The sequence below is a fragment of the Streptomyces sp. NPDC001450 genome, from assembly GCF_053597295.1.
The window spans coordinates 76,858-102,272 of record NZ_JBSFHY010000009.1 but is presented as its reverse complement, the minus strand read 5'-3'; the positions used below and the strand labels follow the sequence as shown (position 1 = coordinate 102,272).

Below are 25,415 nucleotides of genomic sequence, written 5' to 3'. Positions count from 1 at the left end.
TTCACTCATGTGAACCGTGAGTTTCACCGGCCTGACTGGTTTACGACCCTCCGGCGCCCGTCGGCGGAACGTTCCGTCGACGGGCGCTGTCCACACACGGATACTCTTGACAGGTGACCGACGCCCAAGAGACCGCAGCAGACAGTGCCCTGCGCACCACCGGAGGTACCCCTCCGGACGACGCCGGATCTTCTGTGACGGGGGCGCCGACGCCACTTCTCGAACCTCGCGAGGGCATTCCGCCGGTGATCACCGACGAGAACGTCCTCGCCGAGGTGATCGCCGCCTTCGCCGCCGGCTCCGGCCCCGTCGCCGTCGACGCCGAGCGCGCCTCCGGCTACCGCTACGGCCAGCGGGCCTATCTGGTGCAGCTGCGCCGCGAGGGCGCCGGCACCGCGCTGGTCGACCCCGTCGCCTGTCCCGACCTGTCCGGTCTCGGCGAGGCGCTGTCCGGCGTCGAGTGGGTGCTGCACGCCGCCACCCAGGACCTGCCCTGCCTGCGCGAGATAGGCATGCTGCCGAGCGTCCTCTTCGACACCGAGCTGGCCGGCCGGCTCGCCGGGTTCCCGCGGGTCGGCCTCGGCGCCATGGTCGAGGGCGTCCTCGGCTTCGTCCTGGAGAAGGGGCACTCCGCCGTCGACTGGTCCACCCGGCCGCTGCCCGAGCCGTGGCTGCGCTATGCCGCCCTGGACGTGGAACTCCTCGTGGACCTGCGGGACGCCCTGGAGAAGGAGCTGGACCGGCAGGGCAAGCTGGACTGGGCGCGCCAGGAGTTCGACGCGATCGCGGCCGCTCCGCCCGCCGAGCCCCGCAAGGACCCCTGGCGCCGTACGTCCGGCATGCACAAGGTGCGGCGGCGACGGCAGCTTGCCGTCGTGCGGGAGCTGTGGCAGACCCGGGACCGGATCGCCCAGCGACGGGATGTTTCGCCGGGCAAGGTGCTGTCGGACGCGGCCATCGTGGAGGCCGCGCTCTCTGTGCCGGGCAATGTGCACGCGCTGGCCGCGCTGAACGGGTTCGGGCACCGGGTGGGGCGGCGACAGCTGGAGCAGTGGCAGGCGGCGGTCGACCGGGCCAAGGCCCTGCCGGACTCCGCGCTGCCGCAGCCCGGGCAGCCGGTCGCCGGGCCGCCACCGCCGCGGGCCTGGGCCGACAAGGACCCCGCTGCCGCGGCCCGGCTGTCCGCGGCACGGGCCGGAGTGTCCGCCCTGGCCGAGCAGCTCAACATGCCCCAGGAGAACCTGGTCTCCCCGGACACGGTGCGCAGGATCTGCTGGGCGCCGCCGAAGGTGGTGGACGCCGGGTCCGTCGAGGACGCGCTGGCCGGGTACGGTGCGCGCGCCTGGCAGGTGGAGCAGGTGACGGCGGTGCTGGTGGCCGCACTGTCGGTCAAGGGGGTCTGAGCCGCCCACCTGGTCGCTCCTCGTTTGAAGCCGTTGCAGATGACCGCTGCAGCGCAAGGGAGACGATCAGGGTGGGCAGGATCATGAGCACCGCTCCCGCCGAGATGATCTCCCAATAGCGCCGTACGGGCCGCGGAAGCGGAACAGGGACGTCGAGATCACGCCAAGATCCTGGGAGTCGTTGTAGGCGATGAGCCATGAAGTGCACGGCTTCGGGGCGATCACGGGAGAGGGCCCGGGGTCGCATCCGGTGCCCACGCCGGTACTGACCCCGAGGGGCTCGACGGCACCACCGGGGATGTGACGTTCGCCGCTCCCGCCGCCGGGACTGGGCAGCTACGTTACTCATAAGTAGCATGGGGCCTGAGCGCGCGCTCAGCGCATCGCAGCAGTGCCATCCCGCACCTGGAGGAGAGCCATCGTGCCTCGTACCGTCAGGGACGTCGTCTTCGTAGACGGCGTCCGCACCCCGTTCGGCAAGGCGGGCCCGAAGGGCATCTACCACGAGACCCGCGCCGACGACCTCGTCGTGAAGGCGATCCGGGAGCTGCTGCGCCGCAACCCCGGGCTGGACCCCAAGAAGATCGACGAGGTCGCCATCGCCGCGACCACGCAGATCGGCGACCAGGGCCTGACCCTCGGTCGTACGGCCGGCATCCTGGCGGGTCTGCCGCAGTCCGTCCCGGGCTACTCGATCGACCGCATGTGCGCCGGCGCCCTGACCGCCGTGACGACCACCGCCGGTTCGATCGCGTTCGGCGCCTACGACGCCGTCATCGCCGGTGGTGTCGAGCACATGGGCCGCCACCCGATGGGCGAGGGTGTGGACCCGAACCCGCGCTTCGTCAGCGAGAAGCTGGTCGACGAGTCCGCCCTGTTCATGGGCATGACCGCCGAGAACCTGCACGACCGCTACCCGCAGATCAGCAAGCTGCGTGCCGACGAGTACGCGGTGCGCTCGCAGGAGAAGGCCGCCAAGGCGTACGCCAACGGCAAGATCCAGCAGGACCTGGTGCCGATCTCGGTGCGCCGCACCAACCCGGAGGCCGGCGAGACCGGCTGGGGTCTGGTCACCGCCGACGAGCCGATGCGTCCGGGCACGACCCTGGAGAACCTGCAGGGCCTCAAGACGCCGTTCCGCGTCCACGGCCGGGTCACCGCCGGTAACGCGGCCGGTCTGAACGACGGCGCCACCGCGTCGATCATCGCGAGCGAGGACTTCGCCCGCGAGAACAACCTGCCGGTCAAGATGCGCCTCGTCTCCTACGCCTTCGCGGGCGTCGAGCCCGAGGTCATGGGCTACGGCCCGATCCCGGCGACGGAGAAGGCCCTCGCCCAGGCGGGGCTGTCCATCTCCGACATCGGCCTGTTCGAGATCAACGAGGCCTTCGCCGTCCAGGTGCTGGCCTTCCTCGACCACTACGGCATCGCCGACGACGACGCGCGCGTCAACCAGTACGGCGGCGCCATCGCCTTCGGCCACCCGCTGGCCTCCTCCGGCGTCCGTCTGATGACGCAGCTGGCCCGCCAGTTCGAGGAGCAGCCGAACGTCCGCTACGGCCTGACCACCATGTGCGTCGGCTTCGGCATGGGCGCGACGGTCATCTGGGAGAACCCGCACTTCGAGGGGGACAAGTGAGCACCACCGCTGAGCTTTTGAAGGGTGCGGCCGAGCTGTTCCCCGACGAGGTCGTGACGTCGGCGCACGTACGCCACCTCGACCTCCCGTTCGGCGCCGGGCGCTTCGCGCTCATCACGCTGGACAACGGCCTGGACCACACCAAGCCGACCACCTTCGGCCCGGCCTCGCTGGCGAACCTCAACACCGCCATCGACCAGGTCGAGAAGGAGGCGGCCGAGGGCACCATCGTCGGTGTCGGTGTCACCGGCAAGCCGTTCATCTTCGCGGTCGGCGCCGACCTCAAGGGTGTCGAGCTGCTGAAGAAGCACGAGGACGCGCTGGCCATCGGCAAGGGCGGCCACGAGGTCTTCAAGCGTCTCGCGGCCCTCGCGGTCCCGACCTTCGCGTACTACAACGGTGCGGCGATGGGCGGCGGCGTCGAGGTCGGCCTGCACTGCTCCTACCGGACCGTCTCCAAGGCGATCCCGGCGTTCTCCCTCCCCGAGGTCTTCCTGGGCCTGGTCCCGGGCTGGGGCGGCTGCACGATCCTGCCGAACCTGATCGGCGCCGACAAGGCCGTCTCGGTGATCATCGAGAACAGCCTCAACCAGAACAAGCAGCTCAAGGGCCAGCAGGTCTTCGACCTCGGCATCGCGGACGCGATCTTCGAAGGCGCCGACTTCCTGGAGCAGTCGCTGATCTGGACCGCGAACGTCCTCAAGGGCGACATCGAGGTCGAGCGTCCGGTGATCGACCGCGGCGAGGCCTGGGACCAGGCCGTCGCCAAGGGCCGCTTCGTCGCGGACTCCAAGGTGCACGGGGCCGCTCCGGCCGCCTACCGCGCCCTGGACATCATCGCGGCCGCCAAGAACGGCGACCTGCAGCAGGGTTACGACGCCGAGGACGTCGCCCTCGCCGACCTGATCATGGGCGGCGAACTGCGCTCCGGCATCTACGCGTTCAACCTGGTGCAGAAGCGCGGCAAGCGTCCCGCGGGCGCCCCGGACAAGAACCTGGCCCGCCCGGTCACCAAGGTCGGCGTCGTCGGCGCCGGTCTGATGGCCAGCCAGCTCGCGCTGCTCTTCCTGCGCCGCCTGGAGGTGCCGGTCGTCCTGACCGACATCGACCAGGAGCGCGTCGACAAGGGTGTGGGCTACGTCCACGCCGAGATCGACAAGCTGCTCGGCAAGGGCCGGATCAACCAGGACAAGGCCAACCGCCTCAAGGCGCTGGTGACCGGTGTCCTGGACAAGGCCGAGGGCTTCTCGGACGCCGACTTCGTCATCGAGGCGGTCTTCGAGGAGATCGGCGTCAAGCAGCAGGTGTTCGCGGAGGTCGAGGCGGTCGCCCCGGCGCACGCGATCCTCGCCACCAACACCTCCTCGCTGTCGGTCACGGAGATGGCGTCGAAGCTGCAGCACCCCGAGCGGGTCGTCGGCTTCCACTTCTTCAACCCGGTCGCGGTCCTGCCGCTGCTGGAGATCGTCCGCGGCGAGAAGACGGACGACGCCTCGCTGGCCACCGCCTTCGGCGTCGCCAAGAAGCTGAAGAAGACCGCGGTTCTGGTCAAGGACGCCCCGGCGTTCGTCGTGAACCGCATCCTGACCCGCTTCATGGGCGAGATCCAGAACGTCATCGACGAGGGCACCCCGGTCGAGGTCGCCGAGAAGGCCGTCGAGCCGCTCGGTCTGCCGATGTCCCCGCTGGTGCTGCTGGAGCTGGTCGGCCCCGCGATCGGTCTGCACGTCTCGGAGACCCTCAACCGGGCCTTCCCGGACCGCTTCACGGTCTCCCCGAACCTCGCGGCCGTCGTCAAGGCGGGCAAGCGCGGCTTCTACGTCTACGACAGCGGCAAGCCGGAGCTGGACCCCGAGGTCGCGGCGCTGCTGCAGCAGGGCGACTCCGTCCTGACCGAGGAGCAGGTGCGCGAGCGCGTGCTCGACGCGGTGGCGCAGGAGATCGGGCTCATGCTCGACGAGGGCGTCGTCGCCGAGGCACAGGACATCGACCTCTGCCTCATCACGGGCGCCGGCTGGCCCTTCCACCTGGGCGGCATCACGCCGTACCTGGACCGTGAGGGCGTCTCGGAGCGCGTGAACGGCAAGAAGTTCCTCGCTCCCGGCGTGGCGAGCGTTCCCGCGTAACACCCGGTGACATGACGAAGGGCCCCGCTTCGGCGGGGCCCTTCCGCGTGGTCAGAGCGGCCGCCACGCCTGTAGCGCCAGCCCGGGTTCGTCCTTCCGTCCGGTCAGCAGGAGTTGGCCGGTCGACGGGGACAACGTTGCCGCCACCACCCGGTCCTCCTCGTCCACGGCCAGGGACACCAGCGCGTCCACCGGCAGTTGCGGACCCGACTCCGTCCACCACGCGCCCGCCGACTCCAGTTCGGTCGGGTAGGCGGCGAAGGCGACCCGGCCACTCGCCGAACGCTGGGCCAGCAGCGTGCAGTCGTGGCCGTCGAGCTCGCAGCGGACCGCCGTGACCGGGCCGGAGCCCGCCGCGGCAAGGAGGGGGACCGGCTTGGTACCGGGGCGCCAGGCCCACAGGTCGCCCGACTCGTCGGTGTAGTAGACGGTCGTGCTGTCGGGGGACGTGGCCAGGGCGTGCAGGGTGCCGGGGCGCACCGCCGTCTCCAGGGCCTCCTGGAGCACCGGCTGGGCGCCCGGCTCCTCCTGACGCCAGTACAGGACGGCTCCCGGGGCGGCCGCGTACAGCTCGACCCTGCCGGACTCCCCCGTCACCGCCGCCAGGCCCTCCTGGACCTCACGGCCCTTCAGGTCCCGCCAGGGGTCCCATCCGCCCTTCTCCTTCTGCGCGAGCAGACTCACCCCGCCGTCCTTGTTGCGTACGAAGACATGGGCACGGCCCTGCGCGTCCACGGCGACGGCGGGGGTGCCGGTGCGGTCGCCCTTCTTGTCCGGGTGGCCGATCGGGTTCCAGTCGAGGGCCGCGAGGTGCGGGCGGAAGTGGGTGGAGTGCACCAGGCCCGACTCGCCCTTGGTGGTGGGCCGCCAGGAGACCAGGTGGGCGTAACCGTCGGCGCCCTGGCCGACGGCGAGGACGGGGTGGAGTCTCTGGTCGCCGCCCACCTTGCGTGGGTCGGTCCAGGGGCCGTCCGGGCCGCGCTCCGCCCGGCACAGGACGGCGTCGCCCGACAGCTGGTAGACACTGAGCCGGCCGTCGCGGCCGCGCATGAGCCAGTCGCCGTTCACCGGTTCACTCTAAGCGGCCGTGGCCGCAGGCCGGGGCCCGCCCCCGCACGGGCGGCGTGGGACCCTTGCCCCATGGACGACCCCCACGGCTCCCCGGACCCGGACGGCCCGCTGCTCGTGATCGTCGACGGCGCGAACGTCGTCGGGTCGCGGCCCGACGGCTGGTGGCGGGACCGCAGGGGCGCGGCCGAGCGGCTGCGGGACCGGCTGGCCCGTGAGGGGCTGCCGGGTCATGAGGGCGCCGTGGAGCTGGTGCTCGTGGTCGAGGGCGCCGCGCGTGGGGTGGAGTCGGTGCCGGGGGTGCGGGTCGCAAAGGCGCCCGGGAGCGGGGACGACCGGATCGTGGAGCTGGCCGCCGAACACCCCGACCGGGCCCGTCTCGTGGTCACGGCCGACCGTGAACTGCGGCGCCGGGTGACCGAGCTGGGCGCGGACGTGGCCGGGCCGCGCGCGGTCCTCGGCTGAGCGTGGGGGGCCGCCCTACCACGCGGCCAGCGCCACGATCAGGGTGAGGATGCCGGCCACGCCGACGGCTCCGAGGGTGGTTCCGGCGACGGCGGTCCACATGCGGCCGATGCCCCGGCGGGCGTAGTGGATGCCTGCGAGGCCGAAGGTGACGGCCAGGGGTGCCGCGATGAACGACCACGGCAGTACGGCCAGCATGAGGGAGGGCCAGGCGCCGGTGGCCGCGACGGCCCCGAGGGCGAGTGAGGTGGGGCCCAGGGCGACGGCGGGTGAGTCCTTGTGGCCGGGCGCGGTCGGTGCGGACATGAGAGATCCCCCCTGAATTGAACGTGTTCAAATCGCTGCTGCGAGCATAACAGCCGACCCGCCCGGCACCGCGGCCAACTCCCCCTCAGCCACGCGGAATCCGGGCATAGAGCACCGCCCCGTCCACCGTCCCCACCTCCTCGTAGCGCGCGTCCAGCACCCGGCGCAGGCTCGGCACGCGGTCGGGTGCGTACGGCTTGCCGCGCGAGTCGTCGACGACGAGGGCGGGGGCGTGTGCGGCCAGCTCCGCCCGGAAGACGGGCCAGGCGCCCTCGACCGCGTACTTCTCGCCGACCTGGAGGCCGTCGCGGCCACCGCTGTAGTTGGTGAGCAGGCCCGCGGTGAGGTAGCGGGTGGCGGGGGTCCGGCGGGCCAGCCAGTACGTCTCCGGGTGCATGCCCCACACGAGGACACGGTCGGCGGGTGCGGTGCGCTGGGCGAGGGCGGCCGCGAGGCGCTGGGCGTGGATGAGTTCGTGGCGTGGCGCGAGCAGGCCCCAGGCGAGGAACACGGCGCAGCAGCAGGCCGAGGTGAGGACGGCGGCCGACAGCCGTTCGCGGGACGACGCCCGCAGCGCGGCCGTGGCCAGCAGGGCCACGGGCGGGGTGAGTTGCAGGTAGTAGTGGCCGAAGAAGTGGAAGCCGAGGGTGACGGCGACGGCCGAGGAGGCCAGCCACAGCCACAGGTCGGCCGCGCCGGTGCGGGCGGTGCGCAGGGATCGTACGACCGGCGGGATCAGGCCCGCGCAGGCCACGGCCAGGAGCGCGGTGTTGGCCAGGCCGCGGCCGAGGACGTGGAGATCGGACCCGGCGAAGGAGGCGTAGGCGGCGGAGCCGGTGACCGTCCAGAACAGGAACCCGGCGGGGTCCGTGACCAGGGCCGCGCACAGCACCGGTACGGCGAAGCCGGCCCCGAGCCGCAGCGCACCCGGGCCCGGGGTGCCGGCGCGGTGCAGCAGCCAGGCCACCGGCAGCAGCACCGCGCCGCCGGTCTGCTTGGTGAGGAAGGCGCAGGCGACGGCGGCCCCGGCCGCGCCCCAGCGGCCGCGGTCCGCGCACCACAGGGCGGCCGCCGTGGCGGGCAGTATGAACACCTCGAAGGTGGCGGCCTGCGCGTCCTCGGGGTTGAGGCCGACGGACACCAGCAGGTACAACACCCCCGCGGTACGGCCCGCGGCATCGCCCCAGCGGCGCCGGGCCAGGGAGGCGAGCAGGACGGCGGTGAGCGTCTGCGCGAGGACCGCCAGCACCCGGACCGGGGCGAGGGAGCCGGAGCCGCAGACCGCGAAGGCGGCCTCGTACAGCCAGGGCAGCAGCGGAGGTTTGCGGTCCACGACCGTCTCGTACAGGTGCCCGCCGTGGGCGAGGAGGCTGGCCTGTACGGCGAGATAGCCCTCGTCCGGGTTCCACACCGGCCGGACGAAGGAGGGGGCGCGGGTGACGCAGGCCAGGGCCGCGAGGGCGGGCAGCAGCCGCGCCCAGTACGCCGTCCGGGTCGTCACGGGCCGTGCGGGGGCGAGCGGGGCGGCAAGCATGGGGAGCACGTTATCCGGCCCGACAGTTCCCATCGAAGCAGGACATACGGGGCCGGGTCAGAGACCGGGTCGGTTACTTGGTGTTTCCGTCCGGTGGGCGCATGACCTGGCCGACGGTGGGCTCCTCGTGCCGTCCGAGGCGGCTGTGCGAGCGGCCGTAGAGGAAGTAGACGAGGAAGCCGATGACCATCCAGATGGCGAACCGGAGCCAGGTCTCGGCGGGCAGGTTCAGCATCAGCCACAGCGTGGCGGCGACGGACAGGATCGGGATGAACGGCACCCACGGGGTGCGGAAGGACCGGTGCAGATCCGGGCGGGTGCGGCGGAGGATGACCACGCCGATCGCGACGACGACGAAGGCGAACAGCGTGCCGATGTTCACCAGTTCCGCCAGTTCGCTCAGGCTGGTGAAGCCCGCGATGACGGCGATGAGCACACCGAGCAGGATCGTCGGCCGGTGCGGGGTGCGGAAGCGCGGGTGGACGATCGAGAAGAAGCGGGGCAGCAGGCCGTCACGGCTCATCGCGAAGAAGACCCGGGTCTGGCCGAGCAGCAGGATCATGCAGACCGTGGTCAGGCCGACGACGGCGCCGAAGCTGATCGCGCCCGCGTACCAGGGGTGGCCGTTGGCCTTGAAGGCGTCGGCGAGCGGGGCGTCCACGGAGAGGTTGGTGTAGTGCTGCATGCCGGTGACGACGATGGACACCGCCACGTACAGCGCAGTGCAGATGAACAGGGAGCCGAGGATGCCGCGCGGCATGTCCCGCTGCGGGTTCTTGGTCTCCTCGGCGGCGGTGGCCACGACGTCGAAGCCGATGAAGGCGAAGAAGACCACGGAGGCGGCGGTGAAGATGCCCATCACCCCGAAGTTGGACGGCGCCCAGCCGGCGATCAGCTGGATGAGCGGCGCCTTGAGGTTGCCCCCGGCCTCCACCGCCTGGGCCTTGGGGATGAACGGCTTGTAGTTGTCACTGTTGACGAAGAAGGCACCGGCGATGATCACGATCAGGACGACCGTCACCTTGATGGCCACGACGACCTCCGTGACCCGCGCGGACAGCTTCATGCCGATGACGAGGATGGCGGTGAGCACCAGGACCAGCGCGGCGGCGAGGATGTCGAAGCCGAAGCCGTGGGCCCCGTCCCGGCCGGCTAGGTAGTCGGGCAGATGCCAGCCCGCGTTGTCCAGCAGCGACCGCATGTAGCCGGACCAGCCGACGGCGACCACCGCGGTACCGAGCGCGAACTCCAGGACCAGGTCCCAGCCGATGATCCAGGCGGGCAGTTCACCGATGGAGGCGTACGAGAAGGTGTACGCCGAACCGGCGACCGGGACCGTGGAGGCGAACTCCGCGTAGCACAGGGCGGCGAGGGCACAGACGACGCCGGCCACCACGAAGCCCAGGGAGACCGCGGGGCCGGCGGTCTCCCTGGCGACCTTGCCGGTGAGGACGAAGATGCCGGTGCCGATGATGACACCGACACCGAAGACGGTCAGGTCCAGCGCGGTCAGGGACTTCTTGAGCGCGTGCTCCGGCTCCTCGGTGTCGAGGATGGACTGCTCGACCTTCTTCGTCCGGAAGAGGCTGCTGCTCACGGGGCCTACCTCCCACGCGCTCGTCGTCCTCGACATGATCGAGAGGGCTGGGGATGCGTATGCCCCGGCACAGGCAGGTTCACGCAAAAGGGCCGGCTCCGCCACCTGGAAAGGGGGCGAAACCGGCCATACGGGGCTTTCCCGGAAGTGCCTAGTCGCGCGCGGGTTCCACGGAGTCGACCACGTCGGCCGTGCGGTCGAACCGGCCGTCCAGCTTGGCGACCAGCCCGGTGACCTGGCGGGCGATGTCGGGCGCGGTCAGCCCGATCTCGGCCATGACCTCGGCGCGGGAGGCGTGGTCGAGGAAGCGCGGCGGAATACCGAAGTCGCGCAGCGGCATGTCCACGCCCGCGTCCCTGAGGGCCTGGGCGATCGCGGAGCCCACACCACCGACGCGGCTGTTGTCCTCGACGGTGACGACGACCCGGTGCCGCTCGGCGAGCGGGGCCATCGCCTCGTCGACGGGCTTGACCCAGCGCGGGTCGACGACCGTGGTGGAGATGCCCTGCTTGTCGAGCAGGTCGGCGATCTCCAGGCACATCGGGGCGAGGGCACCCACGGAGACCAGCAGCACGTCCGGGCGTTCGGTGCCCGGCTCGCGCAGCACGTCCATGCCGCCGACGCGGCCCACGGCCGGTACGGCGGGGCCCACGGCGCCCTTGGAGAAGCGCACCACGGTCGGCGCGTCCTCGACGGCGACGGCCTCGCGCAGCTGCGCCCGCACCTGGTCGGCGTCGCGCGGGGCGGCCAGCCGGAGCCCCGGCACGACCTGCAGGATCGACATGTCCCACATGCCGTTGTGGGAGGCGCCGTCGGTGCCCGTGACGCCGGCCCGGTCCAGCACGAAGGTCACCCCGCACTTGTGCAGGGCCACGTCCATCAGGACCTGGTCGAAGGCGCGGTTGAGGAAGGTGGCGTAGACGGCGAACACCGGATGCACACCGGCGTGGGCCAGGCCGGCCGCGGAGACGGCGCCGTGCTGCTCCGCGATCCCGACGTCGTACACGCGTTCGGGGAATCGCTTGGCGAACCGGTCCAGGCCGACCGGCTGGAGCATGGCCGCGGTGATGGCGACGATGTCCTCGCGCTCCTCGCCGAGCCTGACCATCTCCTCACCGAACACCGAGGTCCAGTCGGCGCCGGAGGACGCGATCGGCAGGCCGGTGTCCGGGTGGATCTTGCCGACGGCGTGGAAGCGGTCGGCCTCGTCCTGGAGGGCGGGCTGGTAGCCGCGGCCCTTCTCGGTCAGGCAGTGCACGATGACCGGCCCGCCGAACCGCTTGGCCCGCGCCAGCGCGGATTCCAGCGCCTCGATGTCGTGTCCGTCGATGGGACCGACGTACTTCAGACCCAGGTCCTCGAACATGCCCTGCGGGGCGATGAAGTCCTTCAGTCCCTTCTTGGCGCCGTGGAGGGTCTCGTACAGCGGCTTCCCGACGACCGGGGTGCGGTCGAGGATGTCCTTCGTCCGGGCCAGGAAGCGCTCGTAGCCGTCGGTCGTGCGCAGGGTGGCCAGGTGGTTGGCGAGCCCGCCGATGGTCGGGGCGTAGGAGCGCTCGTTGTCGTTGACGACGATGACGAGCGGACGGTCCTTGGCCTCGGCGATGTTGTTCAGCGCCTCCCAGGCCATGCCGCCGGTCAGCGCCCCGTCACCGATCACGGCGACGACGTGGCTGTCCCGCTTCTTCAGCTGGTTGGCCTTGGCGATGCCGTCGGCCCAGCCGAGCACGGTGGACGCGTGGCTGTTCTCGATGACGTCGTGCTCGGACTCGGCCTGCGCGGGGTAGCCGGACAGGCCGCCCTTCATCTTCAGCCGGGAGAAGTCCTGCCGGCCGGTGAGCAGCTTGTGCACGTAGGACTGGTGGCCCGTGTCCCACAGCACCTTGTCCTTCGGGGACTCGAAGACGCGGTGCAGGGCGATGGTGAGCTCGACCACGCCCAGGTTGGGGCCGAGGTGGCCGCCTGTCTTGGCGACGGCGTCGACGAGGAAGGTCCGGATCTCCTCTGCCAGCTGGTCCAGCTCCTCCAGGCTGAGCCGGTCCAGATCGCGCGGTCCCCTGATGCGGGTCAGCAGCGGCACCCGTGCCTCCTTGCAAGTAGAGCTGATCGAGCTGTTGCCGGGCCTGACGAGTCTAATGTTCCGGCTTTGTAGGACACGACAGTGCCCGGCACCTTTGAGGCACCGGGCAACTGGTCCAACCCTAAGGGGCGCTACGCGCGACCCGCGGTCTTCTGTGTCTTCCGGGTGATGGAGTCGATGACCACGGTGGTCAGCAGAACCGCGGCGGTGATCATGTACTTCACCGGCTCCGCGATGGACTCCAGCTGGAGACCGTACTGGATCGACACGATCACCAGCACACCCAGCAGGGCGTTCCACGTACGGCCACGCCCACCGAAGAGCGACGTACCGCCGATGACGGCCGCGGCGATCGCGTTCATCAGCAGGTCACCGGTGCCCGCGCTCTGGTTGGCGGAGGCGATCTTCGAGGCCAGGAAGAGGCCACCGATCGCCGCGAACCCGCCGGAGATGGCGAACACGGAGATCCGCACCGCGGTGACGTTGATACCCGCACGCCGCGAGGCCTCGACGCTGCCACCGAGCGCGAAGATCTTGCGGCCGTAGGCGGTGCGCCGCAGGAGGAAGTCGGTGGCGATCAGGAACGCGAGGAAGATCACGGTGGCCAGCGGCAGGCCCTTGTACTGGTTGTACATGTAGGCACCGGCGAAGGAGACCACGGCCAGCAGGGCCGTGCGCAGGACCGTGTCGCTGAGCGGCCGGGACGGGACGCCCGCGGCCTCCCGGCGGCGGTTGCCCAGGAAGGAGCTGATGAAGAACAGGGCGACCACGACGATCGCGAGCCCGTAGGCGGCGGCCACGTCCGTGAAGGTGTACGTGGTCAGCTTGCCGATCAGACCGTCGCTGTCGAGGTTGATCGTGCCGTCCTCGCCCAGCACCTTGAGCATGAAGCCCAGCCAGAACAGCAGACCGGCCAGGGTCACGGCGAAGGCGGGCGCGCCGAGCACCGCGAAGAAGAAGCCGTGCAGCGAACCGATGGCGGCACCGACGGCGACGGCGACGAGCACGGCGAGCCACTCGGGCCAGCCCTGGTTGACCGTGAGGACGGCCGCGAGGGCGCTGGCCGCGCCGCTGACCGAGCCGACCGACAGGTCGATCTCGCCGAGCAGCAGCACGAAGACGATGCCCACGGAGATCATGCCCGTGCCGACCATCGTGACCGTGATGTTGCTGATGTTCTGCGCGGAGAGGAACTCGGAGTTCAGGACCTGGAAGATGACGCAGATGATCGCGAGGCCCAGGACGACCGGGAGGGAACCCAGCTCGCCGGCCTTCATCTTGCGCTTGAACTCGGTCCAGTAGCCGAGCAGGCCCTGCTCGCGCACCAGCAGGCGCGGGTCGACCGCGGTGACCGCGGCGGCCGCGGCCTCGGGGTTCACGACGGGCGCGTCCGCGCCGGGGGTCTTGTCCATGTTCGCGGAGGTCTTGTCGATGCTCACTTGGAAACCTCCCCGGACGTGCGCGCCGCACGGCGGGTCACGGCGTTGTCGGTGGCGCCGGTGATGGCGGAGATGATCGCCTCCTGCGAGGTCGACTTGACCTCGAAGACGCCGTTGTTGCGGCCGAGGCGCAGGACGGCGACCTTGTCGGCCACCGCCTTCACGTCCGCCATGTTGTGGCTGATGAGGATGACGGCGTGACCGCGCTCGCGCAGGCGCTCCACGAGGTCGAGGACCTGGGCGGTCTGCTCGACACCGAGGGCGGCGGTGGGCTCGTCCAGGATGACCAGCTTGGGGTCGCCGAGCATCGAACGGGCGATGGCCACGGTCTGGCGCTGACCGCCGGAGAGCGAGGCGATCGGGATGCGGACGCTCGGGATGCGGATCGAGAGCGTGGTGAGCAGCTCGCGGGCGCGGCGCTCCATCTCGACCTCGTCGAGGACGCCCCACTTCCGCAGCTCGCGGCCGAGGAACAGGTTGCCGACGACGTCGATGTTGTCGCACAGCGCGAGGTCCTGGTACACCGTCGCGATGCCCAGGGCCTGGGCGTCGTGCGGCCTGCTGATCGAAACAGGCTTGCCGTCCCATTCGATGGCGCCCTCATCGATGGGGTGCACGCCGGCGATCGTCTTGACCAGCGTGGACTTTCCGGCGCCGTTGTCGCCCACGAGGGCGACCACCTCACCGGCGTGGACCTCAAGCTCTACGTCGGTGAGCGCCTGAACGGCACCGAACCGCTTGGAGACCCCGCGCAACGCCAACACGGGCGTAGCGGACACGTGAACCATCTCCTTCGCCGCCTGACCCGGCGGGAGGTTGTGCAGAAGTTTGGGGGATTTCCGTCCGGCGCCCCGCACCGAGCTTGCGGGGCTGTCTGATGCGCGGGGCGCCGGAGGAGCCTGGGGCAGTCCGTCCGGTCCCGGACGGGCGTTCGGGGAGCGAACGCCCATGACCGGGAAGGGACTTGGGACTGCTTAGTTGATGCCGAGCTTGCCGCAGGCGGACTTGTACTTGCCCGTGCAGATGTCGGCGGCCGTGTAGACGCCGTCCTTGATGACGGTGTCCTTGATGTTGTCCTTGGTCAGCGAGGTGACCGGGACCAGGACCGACGGGACGTCCTTGGCGGAGCCGGAGGAGACCTTGTCCTTGGCGACCGAGTCGAGCGACTTGCCCTGGGCGAGCGCGACGGCCATCTCGGCGGCGGCGTCGGCCTCGGGGGCGTACGGCTTGTAGACGCTCATGTACTGCTCACCGGCGACGATGCGCTGCACACCGGCCAGCTCGGCGTCCTGGCCGGTGACCGGGACGGAGAGGCCCGCGGCCTTCAGGGCGGTGATGATACCGCCGGCCATGCCGTCGTTCGCGGAGTAGACACCCGCGATCTTGCCCTTGCCGACCGCGGAGATCGCCGACTCCATCTCGGAGTTGGCGTTGTCCGGCGACCACTCCTTGGTGTCGTACTCCTTGGCGATGGTGACCTTGCCGTCGAGGACGGAGTGCGCGCCCTTCTTGAACATGGCGGCGTTCGGGTCGGTCACCGAGCCGTTGACCATGACGATCTTGGAGGACTTGGTGGCCTTGCTGCCCAGCGCCTTCAGCAGGGCCTCACCCTGGGTCTTGCCGACCTCCTCGTTGTCGAACGAGGTGTAGGCGCTGATCGGGCCCTCGGCGAGGCGGTCGTACGCGACGACCTTGATGCCGGCGTCCACGGCCTTCTGGACGGAGTTCTGGATGGCCTTGGCGTCCACCGCGTCCACGATCAGGACGTCCACCTTGTTGGTGATCATGGTGTCGACCTGCTGCGCCTGCAGGTTCGCGTCCTGGCGGGCGTTGTTGTACTGGAAGTCCGCCTTGTTGTTCGTCAGCTCCATGATCTTCTTCTCGATCAGCGGCTTGTCGAACTTCTCGTAACGGGCGGTCTTGTTCTCCGGAAGCAGGAGACCGACCTTGATGTTGTCGCCCTTCTTGGCGGACGCCGAGGAAGAGCTGTCGCTGCCCTTGGACTCCTTGGCGCTGCCACAGGCGGCCAGCGAGACGGCCATGGCACCAGCAGCAACGGCGAAGGCCGCACGACGCATACGCATGTTCACTCTTTGAAACCTCCCTGACGAGGCCGCGTCGTTGCGGCCGAGGTGGCTGGAAGTCAACTCGGCCACACGTGCGACGTCAAGAAGTAAATCCTTAACGAGATGGCAACGGTGCCATCCGTTCTCTAAGTGAAGGCAGGCGCGGCCGCGGACAGTGAGCCGACCGCAGAGCCGTCCAAAAGGGTCGAATCACCCATCTCGCTGAGCGCGAGAGCGAGCGCTCCGAGCACCTCCGCACGGCCCCCAAGTGCCCCCGGGAGAACGGACAGTTGGCGCGCCGCACTAGGGATGGCATAGCGGCCGACAGACTCCCTGATGGGCCCGAGAACGAGCTCTCCGGCCTCGGCGAGATCACCGCCCAGGACCACCCGGCTCGGGTTCAGAAGGTTGCAGAGATTGGCCACTCCACTGCCGATGTGGCGGCCGACGTCGGCGATCACCCGACGGCAGCCCGGGTCTCCGTCCCTGGCCAGCCGTACGACGCCTTCCATCGTCAGATCGGTGCCGTGACTGGGCTGGAGCAGCGGGAGCACGTAGCGCGCGGCCGCGAAGGTCTCCAGGCAGCCGCGGTTGCCGCAACGGCAGACCGGACCGGATTCGTCGAGTGTAATATGTCCGATTTCGCCTGCGGTGCCGCCCGGGCCGCGATAGATCTTGCCGTTGATCACCAGACCGGCGCCGACACCGCTCGCCACCTTGATGTAGGCAAGATCACGCACGCCCTTGCCGCTGCCCCAGACCAGCTCGCCCAGGGCGCCGAGGTTGGCGTCGTTGTCCACGTACACGGGCACGCCGAGGCGCTCGCGCATCTCCTCGGCGGGCTTGGTGCCGCCCCAGCCGGGCAGGATCGCGGTGGACCCCAGCGTCCCCGACTCGACGTCGATCGGGCCGGGCACACCCAGCCCCACACCCGCCACCTTGGACCGGTCGACGCCGGTTGCCGCGATCAGGCGATTGACCAGCTCTTCCGCCCGGTCGAAACCCTGGGTGGCGGAGGCGTCGACGTCCAGCGGCTCGGACTCCTCGGCCAGTACCTGGTGCGCGAGGTTCCCGATCGCGACGCGCAGGTGTGTGTGCCCGAAGTCGACGCCGATCACGATGCCGGCGTCGCCGCTCAGCGACACGCTGCGGGCCCTTCGCCCGCCCGCCGACGTGGGCGTGACCTCTACCGTCCCGCCGTCCTTCAGCTCCCGCACGATGTTGGAGACCGTCGCCGCGGACAGGCCGGTCGTCCGTGCGATCTCCGCCTGCGTGAGCGACCCGGCCAGCCGCACTGCCCGTACGACTCGTTCCAGGTTGGCTCGGTGCAGCGACGACTGCGACCCCGGAGTCTCCATCGACCCATCCACTCCCGCCATCGGCCGGGCGGCCCCTGCGCCGCCCGTGGCCCAGGTCACATCTGCGGAACCGGGCCACTTACAAGTTATGAACTCCAAGCTCGGCTGTATGGGTTACCGCAGTCAAGTACTTGACGGAAATCGCTGTCACTTCCGTGGTCCGCCCCGGACACCTCACGGGCCTGTGAATGCCACCCTGAGCAGGGCGGGAGGCCACTTGGACGGGGCCGCGGGACGGGGTGCGAGGCACACCACTCGGAAGCCGTAGGGGAACCGGCGGGTCGTTCGGCCGCGGAATCCGGGGGCGACTGTGGTGTGACCGGAGACCCGGAGGACTGCGCACGAATCGCGGCTGCGAAGTTACCCGGCCGCGGGGACCCCGCCGGCTCCGGTCCGCACGGCGCGGCAGCGGGCGACGGCCACCGGGGGGTGAGAGGCCGAGCCTCGAGGGCCGGGGGTGAAGCGGTGGCCCGGGTGGGCCGGGTGTGCGGCAGGATGGGTGGGTGCTTCCCGCTCGGCTGTCGTGGTGCGATCCGCGGCCCATCCCCCGGTTCAACCGGCAGGGACCGGTGACCGTGATCGTTCGTGATCCCGGGTTCTACGAGCCGGGCGACGAGGACGACTGTGTGAGGGTCTGGTACGTCTGCCGGTCGCACGGGCGGCCGTACCTGCACGAGGCCTGCGGGGAAGGGGACCACCTGATCGCGCTGCACTGCGAGGAGCACGGGCCCGAGAACGTGTGGCCGGACCCGCGCATGCTGATGTTTCCGGAAGGCTTCAGTCCCCCGCTGAGCGCGGCCCAGCTGAGCTGGGCTCGCTCGTGAGGATGTTTCCTACTTCAGCGCGCCCGCCGTCAGGCCCGCGACCACCTGGCGTTGGAAGATGATGTACGCGGCGAGGACCGGGAGCATCGCCATCACCAGGCCCGCGAAGAGGCCGGACCAGTCGCCCTTGTAGCCCTGGCTGACCGCCAGCTGGACCAGGCCCTGGGTGAGGACGCGCTTGTCGGGGTCGGTGTTGAGGACCGTCGGGAGCATGTACTGGTTCCACTGGCCCAGGAAGTTGAAGATGCCCACGCTGATCAGGCCCGGCTTGGCCATCGGCAGCATGATCTGGAAGAACGTACGGGTGTGCGAGGCGCCGTCCACGAAGGCCGCTTCCGCCACCGAGGTGGGCAGGGTGCGGAAGAACGCGGTCAGGAAGAACACCGTGAACGGCAGCGAGTACGCGATGTAGACCAGGATCAGGCCGTGGATCGTGTTCAGCAGGCCCATGTTGTTCACGACGTAGAACAGCGGGACCAGCGCCAGCATGATCGGGAAGCTCATGCCGCCGATGAACAGGAAGTAGATGAAGCGGTTGCCGGGGAAGTCGAAGCGGGCCAGGACGTAGGCCGCCATCGAGCCGAGGACCAGGGTGCCGATCAGCGAGCCTCCGACCACCAGGATGGTGTTCAGGAAGTAGTCGCTCATGTTGGCCTGGGTCCAGGCCCGCGACCAGTTGTCGAAGTGCAGCTTGTCCGGCAGGGACCAGGGCGAGCCGAAGATGGAGCTGTCGTCCTTGAAGGACGTCATCACCGCCCACAGCAGCGGCATGACCACCATGATCGCCCACAGGATCAGCATGCCGTGGGAGAAGACGTTGAGGACGGTGCCCTCTTTCTTCTCGGCTGAGGGCCTCGCCGACGGCACGTCGACCTTGGAGACGGTCGCACCGGACTCGGCCGGCAGCGGAGCGGAGGTCTCGGTCGTCTTCATCGCTTCAGTACTCCAGCCGCTCGCGACGGCCCAGCCGCATCACGATCGCGGCGAACGCGAGCGTGACGACGAGCAGGGCGACGCCGATGGTGGTGGCGTAGGCGGCCTGACCGTCCCGGAACGCCTTCTGGTACACGTACAGGACCATCACGGTGGTCGAGTAGTCGGGACCGCCCGGCCCGGTCGTCATGATCTGTACGACCGCGAACGACTCGGCGCCGAGCGCGAGGATGCCCATGTAGACCCAGCCGGACTGCACCGTGTCCCACAGCAGCGGCAGGGTGACGCGGAAGAACGTGGTGGCGCGGCTCGCGCCGTCCAGCAGGGCCGCCTCGTACAGCTCGGCCGGGATCGACGCCATGCCCGCCGAGAACAGGACCACGAAGAAGCCGACCGTGGACCACACGAGCACCGCCATCACGCACCACAGTGCGAGGCTCGGGTCGCCGAGCCACAACGGCTGGACGCTGTCGAGGCCGATGCCGCGCAGGAGTGAGTTGATCGCACCGCTGTCCGGGTTGTACGCGAAGGCGAACAGCAACGACACGATCGCGATCGACAGGACCTGCGGGAAGAAGTAGACGATCTTGTAGAAGGACGAGCCCCGGACCCCGGAGATCACGGGGCCGCCCCTTCTCCGTCGTCCGCCCACATTGATCATGAAGGCGAAGAACAGCGCCAGACCGAGTGTCACCAGTGGCAGCACCAGGGCGAAGAGCAGACTGTGCTGCAACGACTTCCAGAAGATGTCGTCGTTGAACATCCTCTTGTAGTTGTCGAAGCCGACCATCTTGAATTCGGGGCTGAGGCCGGTCCAGTCCGTGAACGAGTAGTAGATGGACTGGATGAACGGCCACACCACGAATAGCGCGTACAGTCCCAGGGGCAGTGCCAGAAACCCCACGATGAACCGGTACTTGCCGTGCTGCATCGCCACTCCGGTGCGGTAAAGGTGCTGGTTACTGGTGCTTGTAGTGCTTGATCGAGGTGTCCTTGGCGGCCTCGTCGGCAAATCCCTGGATCTTCTTGATGGCCTCGGCCGGGGTGAGTCGGCCGGCCATCATCTCGCCGAGACCGGCCACACCGATCTTCTCCTTCTGCAGCTGCACGTACCAGTCCTGCAGCCGCGGGTTCACCACGTTGGAGCCGGCCTTGTCCAGCGCCGCCACACCCGACTTCAGACCCGGGGTGAGGCTGATGCCGCTGGTGCCGCCGTTGTACGCGGTCAGCGACTTCACCTTGGCGGTGAAGTTCTTCGAGGACGCCTCGGAGAGCATGATGCGCAGCTGCTCCATGCCGCCCTCGGCGTTGGCCGCCTTGGCCGGCACGACGAAGGGCTCACCGCCGGAGGCCCAGATGGTGCCGAACGGCATCTTGTCCGAGCTGTCGATGCCGGTGGGCGCGGAGACGGCGAGGTTGAAGTCGGCCGGGATGACGTTGGCCGACTCGTTCTCCACCCAGGAGCCGTTCGGGATGAACAGCGCCTTGCCCTTGGCCCAGGCGGTCTGCGACTGGATGTGGTCCAGGCCCGGGGTGCCCTTGAGGATGTAGCCCTTCTTGTAGAGCTCGTAGTAGGCCTCGAAACACGCCTTGACGGCCGGGTGCTTCCAGGCGTTCGGCTCCAGGTTGTCGATGGCGTCGAGTACCTCGCGGCCGCCGACCTTGCCGATCATCGGGTACAGCGAGAAGGGGATGTAGTACGGGTACTTGCCCGCGTACGTCCAGCCCGCCATGCCCTTCTTCTTGGCCTTCTCGCACACGGCGAGCATCTGGTCCCAGGTCTCGGGGTACTCCGCGTCCAGGGAGTCCAGCGCCTTCTGCGAGTACCAGACGCCGTAGACCGTGTAGGCGTAGTACAGGATCCAGACCGGCTTGCCGTCGAACTGGCCCATCTCCACGATGCCGGGGCGCAGCGTGTCGCGGACCTTCTTGCCCGGGTCGTCGTACGACGGCGCGTCCAGCAGCGGGGTGAGGTCCGCCAGCTGGTTCTTGCCGACGAGGACGCCCATGTCCATCTGCTCGGCGCCGGAGTTGTCGATGAGGTCCGGCGGGTTGCCCTGGTTGAAGCGGGGCTGCAGGGTGGACTGGATCTTCTGGGTGGCGGAGAACTTCACCGTCGCCTTGGGGAAGTCCTTCTGGTAGATCTTCACGGCGTCCTGGGCGTACTCCTTGCCGAAGCCGCCGTCGAAGAGGACGAATTCCATCTTCGCCGTCTCGTTGACGCCGAGCGGGTTCTTCGCGGTCTTCTTGCCCGCCTTCGCCTTGTCCTGGCCGCCGCCGCCGCTGCTCGCGCAGGCGGACAGCAGACCCATTCCGGGGGCCGCCACCAGACCGAGCGCGGCCGAACGCTTGATCAGATCGCGGCGGCCGACGCCTTCGCCACCGTGGTGCGCAGTGGATCCCATGCTCAAGTCCTCGCCTTCTCCAGGACTCAGGCGGTGAACCGGATCCTCCCCGGCACCGCTGTCGGGTAGTGCAGGGTCATGCGGGAAACGCCGACAGGTATAGTCCACTTCCCGCCAGCGGAGCAAGATCGAATGCAAGGTTGGCGGTGGGTCTTTTCCGAGTTGAGACCTCTCGGAAATATGAGCGACCTGTGGGTGCCGCGGCGGAAAAACAGGCGACACGGGCCCCTGAACGCTACACCCAACACCCTTGACATCAAGGGCCACTTGACCACCTACTGGTTCCTGCGCATCGATGTTGACAACGTTGTCCAGAGCGGGGCGCAGGAGGGGAATCCGTAGATGCAGCGGAGAACTCGGCACAGATACGGTCCGGCGGTCGTCCTCACGGCCGCCTTTGTCATGGCCGTCGGCGCGCAGGGCGCCGCGGTCGCCCAGCCGGCCAGGACCGCGGCCGCCGACCAGGAGTTCGCATCCTCGTTCGAGGCCGGTGACCCGGCGCCCGACTGGCTGAACACCGTCGACACGGCGCCGGACGGGAGCAAGCGCTCCTCGGGCGTGGACGGCGGCTACAGCACGGGCATTCCGGGCAATGTCACCGACCATGTGACCGAGGTCCGGGCCAGCGGCGAGAACGAGGGCGCGGGCGAGGTGAAGGAGAATCTCGTCGACGGCGAGCCCGGCACCAAGTGGCTGACCTTCCAGCCCACCGGCTGGGTCGAGTTCGACCTGGACAAGCCCGTCAAGCTGGTGACGTACGCGCTCACCTCCGCCAACGACTTCGACGAGCGCGACCCGAGGGACTGGACGCTCAGGGGCTCGACGGACGGCAAGGACTGGAAGCCGATCGACACCCGCTCCGGCGAGTCCTTCTCGGAGCGCTTCCAGACGAAGTCGTACGACCTGGCCGAGCCGGGCGAGTACCAGTTCTTCCGGCTGGACGTGACGCGGAACAACGGCGCCCCGGACATCCTGCAGATCGCCGACATGCAGTTCTCGACCGGCGGCGGGGGCGGCCCGGTGCCGCAGGACATGCTGTCGCTGGTCGACAAGGGCCCGAGCGGCTCGCCCACGGCCAAGGCGCGGGCCGGCTTCACCGGCAAGCGGGCCCTGCGCTACGCCGGGCGGCACACGGCGGCCGGCCGGGCGTACTCGTACAACAAGGTCTTCGACGTGAACGTGAAGGTCGGCGCCGACACCCAGCTGTCGTACCGCATCTTCCCGTCGATGGCCGACGGCGACCGCGACTACGACGCCACGAACGTCTCCGTGGACCTGGCCTTCACCGACGGCACCTGGCTGAGCGGCCTGGGCGCGCGGGACCAGCACGGCTTCCCGCTGTCGCCGCGCGGGCAGGGCGCGGCGAAGGTGCTGTACGTCAACCAGTGGAACAACGTGCTCTCGCGGATCGGCTCGGTGGCGGCCGGCAAGACCGTCGACCGGATCCTGGTGGCGTACGACTCCCCGAACGGCCCGGCGAAGTTCCGGGGCTGGATAGACGACGTGGCGCTCAGGCCGGTGGCTCCCGAGAAGCCCAAGGCGCATCTGTCGGACTACGCGCTGACCACCCGTGGCACCAACTCCAGCGGCAGCTTCTCGCGCGGCAACGACTTCCCGGCCACGGCCCTCCCCCACGGCTTCAACTTCTGGACGCCGGTGACCAACGCGTCCTCGCTGAGCTGGCTGTACGAGTACGCACGCGCGAACAACGACGACAACCTGCCGACGATCCAGGCGTTCAGCGCGAGCCATGAACCGAGCCCGTGGATGGGCGACCGGCAGACCTTCCAGCTGATGCCGTCCGCCGTGTCCGGCACCCCGGAAACCGACCCCGGGACACGGGAGCTGGCCTTCCGGCACGAGAACGAGACCGCGCGGCCCTACTACTACGGCGTCAGGTTCGAGAACGGCCTGAAGGCGGAGATGACGCCGACCGACCACGCGGCCGTGCTGCGCTTCACCTACCCCGGCGACGACGCGAGCGTGCTGTTCGACAACGTCACCGAGCAGGCGGGCCTGACCCTGGACAGGGAACACGGGATCGTCACCGGCTACTCGGACGTGAAGTCGGGCCTCTCGACGGGTGCCACCCGGCTGTTCGTGTACGGCGTCTTCGACAAGCCGGTGACGGACGGCGGCTCCAGCGGGGTCAAGGGCTTTCTGCGCTTCGACGCGGGTGCCGACCGCACGGTCACGCTGCGTCTGGCCACCTCCCTGATCAGCGTCGACCAGGCGAAGGAGAACCTGCGCCAGGAGATCCCGGACGGCACGTCCTTCGACACGGTGAAGAAGCAGGCCCAGCGGACCTGGGACGGGCTGCTCGGCAAGGTCGAGGTGGAGGGGGCGACCCCGGACCAGCTGACCACGCTGTACTCCAGCATGTACCGGCTGTACCTGTACCCGAACTCCGGCTTCGAGAAGGTCGGCGGCAAGGACCAGTACGCCTCGCCCTTCTCCCCCATGCCGGGCCCGGACACCCCGACGCACACCGGTGCGAAGATCGTCGACGGCAAGGTGTACGTCAACAACGGCTTCTGGGACACCTATCGGACCACCTGGCCGGCCTACTCCTTCCTGACGCCGTCCCAGGCGGGTGAGATGGTCGACGGGTTCGTGCAGCAGTACAAGGACGGCGGCTGGACCTCGCGCTGGTCCTCCCCCGGTTACGCGGACCTGATGACCGGCACCTCCTCGGACGTGGCGTTCGCCGACGCGTACGTCAAGGGCGTGGCCTTCGACGCGAAGGCGGCGTACGACGCGGCGGTCAAGAACGCGACGGTCGTTCCGCCCTCCTCGGGCGTGGGCCGCAAGGGCATGAGCACCTCGCCGTTCCTCGGCTACACCAGCACCGACACGCACGAGGGCCTGTCGTGGGCGATGGAGGGCTACGTCAACGACTACGGCATCGCGAAGATGGGCGAGGCCCTCTACAGGCAGACCGGCGAGAAGCGCTACCAGGAGGAGTCGCGGTACTTCCTCAACCGCGCCCGGGACTACGTGAACCTCTTCGACTCCAAGGCGGGCTTCTTCCAGGGCCGTGACGCCAAGGGGGCCTGGCGCGTGGACTCCGCGAAGTACGACCCGCGCGTGTGGGGCTACGACTACACGGAGACCAACGGCTGGGGCTACGCCTTCACCGCCCCGCAGGACAGCCGGGGCCTGGCCAACCTGTACGGCGGCCGCAACGGCCTCGCGGACAAGCTCGACGAGTACTTCGCCACCCCCGAGACCGCCTCGCCGGACTTCGTCGGCTCCTACGGCGGTGTCATCCACGAGATGACCGAGGCCCGGGACGTCCGGATGGGCATGTACGGCCACTCCAACCAGGTCGCGCACCACGTGATCTACATGTACGACGCGGCCGCCGAACCCTGGAAGGCGCAGGCGTACGTCCGCGAGGCACTGTCCCGGCTCTACACCGGCAGCGAGATCGGGCAGGGCTACCACGGCGACGAGGACAACGGCGAGCAGTCGGCCTGGTACCTCTTCTCGTCGCTGGGCTTCTACCCGCTGGTCATGGGCAGCGGCGAGTACGCCATCGGCTCCCCGCTGTTCACGAAGGCGACCGTGCACCTGGAGAACGGCCGGGACCTGGTGATCAGGGCGCCGCGCAACAGCGCGCAGAACGTGTACGTGCAGGGCGTGAAGGTCAACGGCCGTCCCTGGACGTCGACTTCGCTCCCCCACTCGCTGCTGGCCAAGGGCGGGGTGCTGGAGTTCTTCATGGGGTCCAAGCCCTCGACCTGGGGCACGGGCAGGAACGCGGCGCCGGTCTCCATCACCCAGGACGACAAGGTGCCGACGCCCCGCGCGGACGTGCTCGAGGGTGACGGCGCCCTGTTCGACAACACGTCGGCGACGAGCGCCACGGTCACCTCGGTGGACCTGCCGGTCGGCGCCGCCACCCGGGCCGTCCAGTACACCCTGACCTCGTCGGCCGACCACACCAAGGCGCCGGCCGGCTGGACCCTGCAGGGCTCCACGGACGGCACGACCTGGAAGACCCTGGACCACCGTTCTGGCGAGTCGTTCACCTGGGACCGCCAGACCCGGGCGTTCACCGTCGCCGCACCGGGCTCGTACGCGAAGTACCGCCTGGTCCTCGACGGCGAGTCGACGCTGGCGGAGGTGGAACTGCTGGCCTGACCACGGCACGGCAAAGGGGGCGGGCC

18 protein-coding genes and 2 pseudogenes are annotated in these 25,415 nt (G+C 69.4%); 7 read left to right on the top strand and 13 right to left on the bottom strand.

Features of this window, described 5'->3' with window-relative positions:
* Nucleotides 1–113: 113 nt before the first annotated feature.
* On the top strand, nucleotides 114–1,403 hold the full coding sequence (locus ACWC5O_RS12330; RefSeq protein WP_450586579.1) for a ribonuclease D: 1,290 nt from the start codon (nucleotides 114–116) through the stop codon (nucleotides 1,401–1,403).
* An 8-nt stretch (nucleotides 1,404–1,411) separates the two neighbouring features.
* Here ACWC5O_RS12330 and ACWC5O_RS12325 read toward each other — a convergent pair.
* Nucleotides 1,412–1,589 (bottom strand): annotated as a pseudogene (locus ACWC5O_RS12325) (carbohydrate ABC transporter permease); the annotation flags it as partial.
* 1 nt (nucleotide 1,590) lies between these two features.
* Between ACWC5O_RS12325 and ACWC5O_RS12320 the strand changes: the two are divergent.
* The 3 genes and pseudogenes from ACWC5O_RS12320 to ACWC5O_RS12310 all read left to right on the top strand — a co-directional run.
* Nucleotides 1,591–1,707 (top strand): annotated as a pseudogene (locus ACWC5O_RS12320) (LacI family transcriptional regulator); the annotation flags it as partial.
* A gap of 117 nt (nucleotides 1,708–1,824) precedes the next feature.
* Nucleotides 1,825–3,042, top strand: coding sequence for a thiolase family protein (locus ACWC5O_RS12315; RefSeq protein WP_450586577.1), 1,218 nt, complete (start codon nucleotides 1,825–1,827; stop codon nucleotides 3,040–3,042).
* Nucleotides 3,039–5,168: a 3-hydroxyacyl-CoA dehydrogenase NAD-binding domain-containing protein gene (locus ACWC5O_RS12310; RefSeq protein ID WP_450586575.1), complete on the top strand. Its 2,130-nt coding sequence runs from the start codon at nucleotides 3,039–3,041 to the stop codon at nucleotides 5,166–5,168. Before ACWC5O_RS12315 ends, ACWC5O_RS12310 begins: the two co-directional genes overlap by 4 nt.
* A 51-nt stretch (nucleotides 5,169–5,219) precedes the next feature.
* Here the strand turns inward: ACWC5O_RS12310 and ACWC5O_RS12305 are convergent, their stop codons facing one another.
* Nucleotides 5,220–6,236, bottom strand: a complete 1,017-nt coding sequence (locus ACWC5O_RS12305; protein ID WP_450586573.1) for a hypothetical protein — start codon at nucleotides 6,234–6,236, stop codon at nucleotides 5,220–5,222.
* A gap of 72 nt (nucleotides 6,237–6,308) precedes the next feature.
* On the opposite strand from ACWC5O_RS12305, the gene ACWC5O_RS12300 reads away from it, so the two are divergent.
* Nucleotides 6,309–6,701 (top strand): NTP pyrophosphohydrolase, encoded by a 393-nt coding sequence (locus tag ACWC5O_RS12300; RefSeq protein WP_450586571.1) that lies wholly within the window; start codon nucleotides 6,309–6,311, stop codon nucleotides 6,699–6,701.
* A gap of 15 nt (nucleotides 6,702–6,716) precedes the next feature.
* Here ACWC5O_RS12300 and ACWC5O_RS12295 read toward each other — a convergent pair whose 3' ends face one another.
* From ACWC5O_RS12295 to ACWC5O_RS12260, 8 genes are all read right to left on the bottom strand, one after another.
* Nucleotides 6,717–7,007, bottom strand: coding sequence for a hypothetical protein (locus tag ACWC5O_RS12295; protein WP_450586569.1), 291 nt, complete (start codon nucleotides 7,005–7,007; stop codon nucleotides 6,717–6,719).
* An 85-nt stretch (nucleotides 7,008–7,092) separates the two neighbouring features.
* Nucleotides 7,093–8,541, bottom strand: coding sequence for an ArnT family glycosyltransferase (locus tag ACWC5O_RS12290; protein ID WP_450586567.1), 1,449 nt, complete (start codon nucleotides 8,539–8,541; stop codon nucleotides 7,093–7,095).
* Nucleotides 8,542–8,614: 73 nt separating this feature from the next.
* Entirely contained in the window at nucleotides 8,615–10,138 is a 1,524-nt protein-coding gene (locus ACWC5O_RS12285) for an amino acid permease (protein WP_450586566.1), read from the bottom strand.
* Nucleotides 10,139–10,289: 151 nt separating this feature from the next.
* Complete coding sequence (dxs, locus tag ACWC5O_RS12280) at nucleotides 10,290–12,218, bottom strand: 1-deoxy-D-xylulose-5-phosphate synthase (RefSeq protein WP_450586564.1); 1,929 nt, start codon at nucleotides 12,216–12,218, stop codon at nucleotides 10,290–10,292.
* A 131-nt stretch (nucleotides 12,219–12,349) separates the two neighbouring features.
* Nucleotides 12,350–13,657 carry a sugar ABC transporter permease gene (locus ACWC5O_RS12275; RefSeq protein ID WP_450586562.1) on the bottom strand — a complete coding sequence of 436 codons (1,308 nt, stop codon included), beginning with the start codon at nucleotides 13,655–13,657 and terminating at the stop codon, nucleotides 12,350–12,352.
* Nucleotides 13,654–14,445, bottom strand: a complete 792-nt coding sequence (locus ACWC5O_RS12270; protein ID WP_450586560.1) for an ATP-binding cassette domain-containing protein — start codon at nucleotides 14,443–14,445, stop codon at nucleotides 13,654–13,656. Before ACWC5O_RS12270 ends, ACWC5O_RS12275 begins: the two co-directional genes overlap by 4 nt.
* A 186-nt stretch (nucleotides 14,446–14,631) precedes the next feature.
* Nucleotides 14,632–15,735, bottom strand: a complete 1,104-nt coding sequence (locus ACWC5O_RS12265) for a sugar ABC transporter substrate-binding protein (protein ID WP_450586797.1) — start codon at nucleotides 15,733–15,735, stop codon at nucleotides 14,632–14,634.
* A gap of 134 nt (nucleotides 15,736–15,869) precedes the next feature.
* Nucleotides 15,870–17,081, bottom strand: coding sequence for an ROK family transcriptional regulator (locus ACWC5O_RS12260; protein WP_450586558.1), 1,212 nt, complete (start codon nucleotides 17,079–17,081; stop codon nucleotides 15,870–15,872).
* A 575-nt stretch (nucleotides 17,082–17,656) separates the two neighbouring features.
* On the opposite strand from ACWC5O_RS12260, the gene ACWC5O_RS12255 reads away from it, so the two are divergent.
* Entirely contained in the window at nucleotides 17,657–17,905 is a 249-nt protein-coding gene (locus tag ACWC5O_RS12255) for a hypothetical protein (RefSeq protein ID WP_450586557.1), read from the top strand.
* 9 nt (nucleotides 17,906–17,914) lie between these two features.
* Here ACWC5O_RS12255 and ACWC5O_RS12250 read toward each other — a convergent pair whose 3' ends face one another.
* The 3 genes from ACWC5O_RS12250 to ngcE are packed head-to-tail and all read right to left on the bottom strand — an operon-like array spanning nucleotide 17,915 to nucleotide 21,243.
* Nucleotides 17,915–18,838, bottom strand: a complete 924-nt coding sequence (locus tag ACWC5O_RS12250; RefSeq protein ID WP_450586556.1) for a carbohydrate ABC transporter permease — start codon at nucleotides 18,836–18,838, stop codon at nucleotides 17,915–17,917.
* 4 nt (nucleotides 18,839–18,842) lie between these two features.
* Nucleotides 18,843–19,769 (bottom strand): carbohydrate ABC transporter permease, encoded by a 927-nt coding sequence (locus tag ACWC5O_RS12245; protein WP_450586795.1) that lies wholly within the window; start codon nucleotides 19,767–19,769, stop codon nucleotides 18,843–18,845.
* Nucleotides 19,770–19,797: 28 nt separating this feature from the next.
* Nucleotides 19,798–21,243: an N-acetylglucosamine/diacetylchitobiose ABC transporter substrate-binding protein gene (gene ngcE, locus ACWC5O_RS12240; RefSeq protein ID WP_450586555.1), complete on the bottom strand. Its 1,446-nt coding sequence runs from the start codon at nucleotides 21,241–21,243 to the stop codon at nucleotides 19,798–19,800.
* Nucleotides 21,244–21,585: 342 nt separating this feature from the next.
* Here ngcE and ACWC5O_RS12235 point away from each other — a divergent pair, with 342 nt between their 5' ends.
* The gene (locus ACWC5O_RS12235; protein ID WP_450586554.1) at nucleotides 21,586–25,389 is read left to right on the top strand and encodes a GH92 family glycosyl hydrolase; all 3,804 of its coding nucleotides are present in this window, start codon (nucleotides 21,586–21,588) and stop codon (nucleotides 25,387–25,389) included.
* Nucleotides 25,390–25,415: the final 26 nt, after the last annotated feature.

Excerpts from the sequence above, each read along its gene's own strand:
- ACWC5O_RS12300 (WP_450586571.1), top strand. The coding sequence starts at position 6,309 with ATGGACGACCCCCACGGCTCCCCGGACCCGGACGGCCCGCTGCTCGTG.
- ACWC5O_RS12295 (WP_450586569.1), bottom strand. The coding sequence starts at position 7,007 with ATGTCCGCACCGACCGCGCCCGGCCACAAGGACTCACCCGCCGTCGCC.
- ACWC5O_RS12290 (WP_450586567.1), bottom strand. The coding sequence starts at position 8,541 with ATGCTTGCCGCCCCGCTCGCCCCCGCACGGCCCGTGACGACCCGGACG.
- ACWC5O_RS12270 (WP_450586560.1), bottom strand. The coding sequence starts at position 14,445 with ATGGTTCACGTGTCCGCTACGCCCGTGTTGGCGTTGCGCGGGGTCTCC.
- ACWC5O_RS12265 (WP_450586797.1), bottom strand. The coding sequence starts at position 15,735 with ATGCGTCGTGCGGCCTTCGCCGTTGCTGCTGGTGCCATGGCCGTCTCG.
- ACWC5O_RS12260 (WP_450586558.1), bottom strand. The coding sequence starts at position 17,081 with ATGGAGACTCCGGGGTCGCAGTCGTCGCTGCACCGAGCCAACCTGGAA.
- ACWC5O_RS12250 (WP_450586556.1), bottom strand. The coding sequence starts at position 18,838 with ATGAAGACGACCGAGACCTCCGCTCCGCTGCCGGCCGAGTCCGGTGCG.
- ACWC5O_RS12245 (WP_450586795.1), bottom strand. The coding sequence starts at position 19,769 with ATGCAGCACGGCAAGTACCGGTTCATCGTGGGGTTTCTGGCACTGCCC.
- ngcE (WP_450586555.1), bottom strand. The coding sequence starts at position 21,243 with ATGGGATCCACTGCGCACCACGGTGGCGAAGGCGTCGGCCGCCGCGAT.
- ACWC5O_RS12235 (WP_450586554.1), top strand. The coding sequence starts at position 21,586 with ATGCAGCGGAGAACTCGGCACAGATACGGTCCGGCGGTCGTCCTCACG.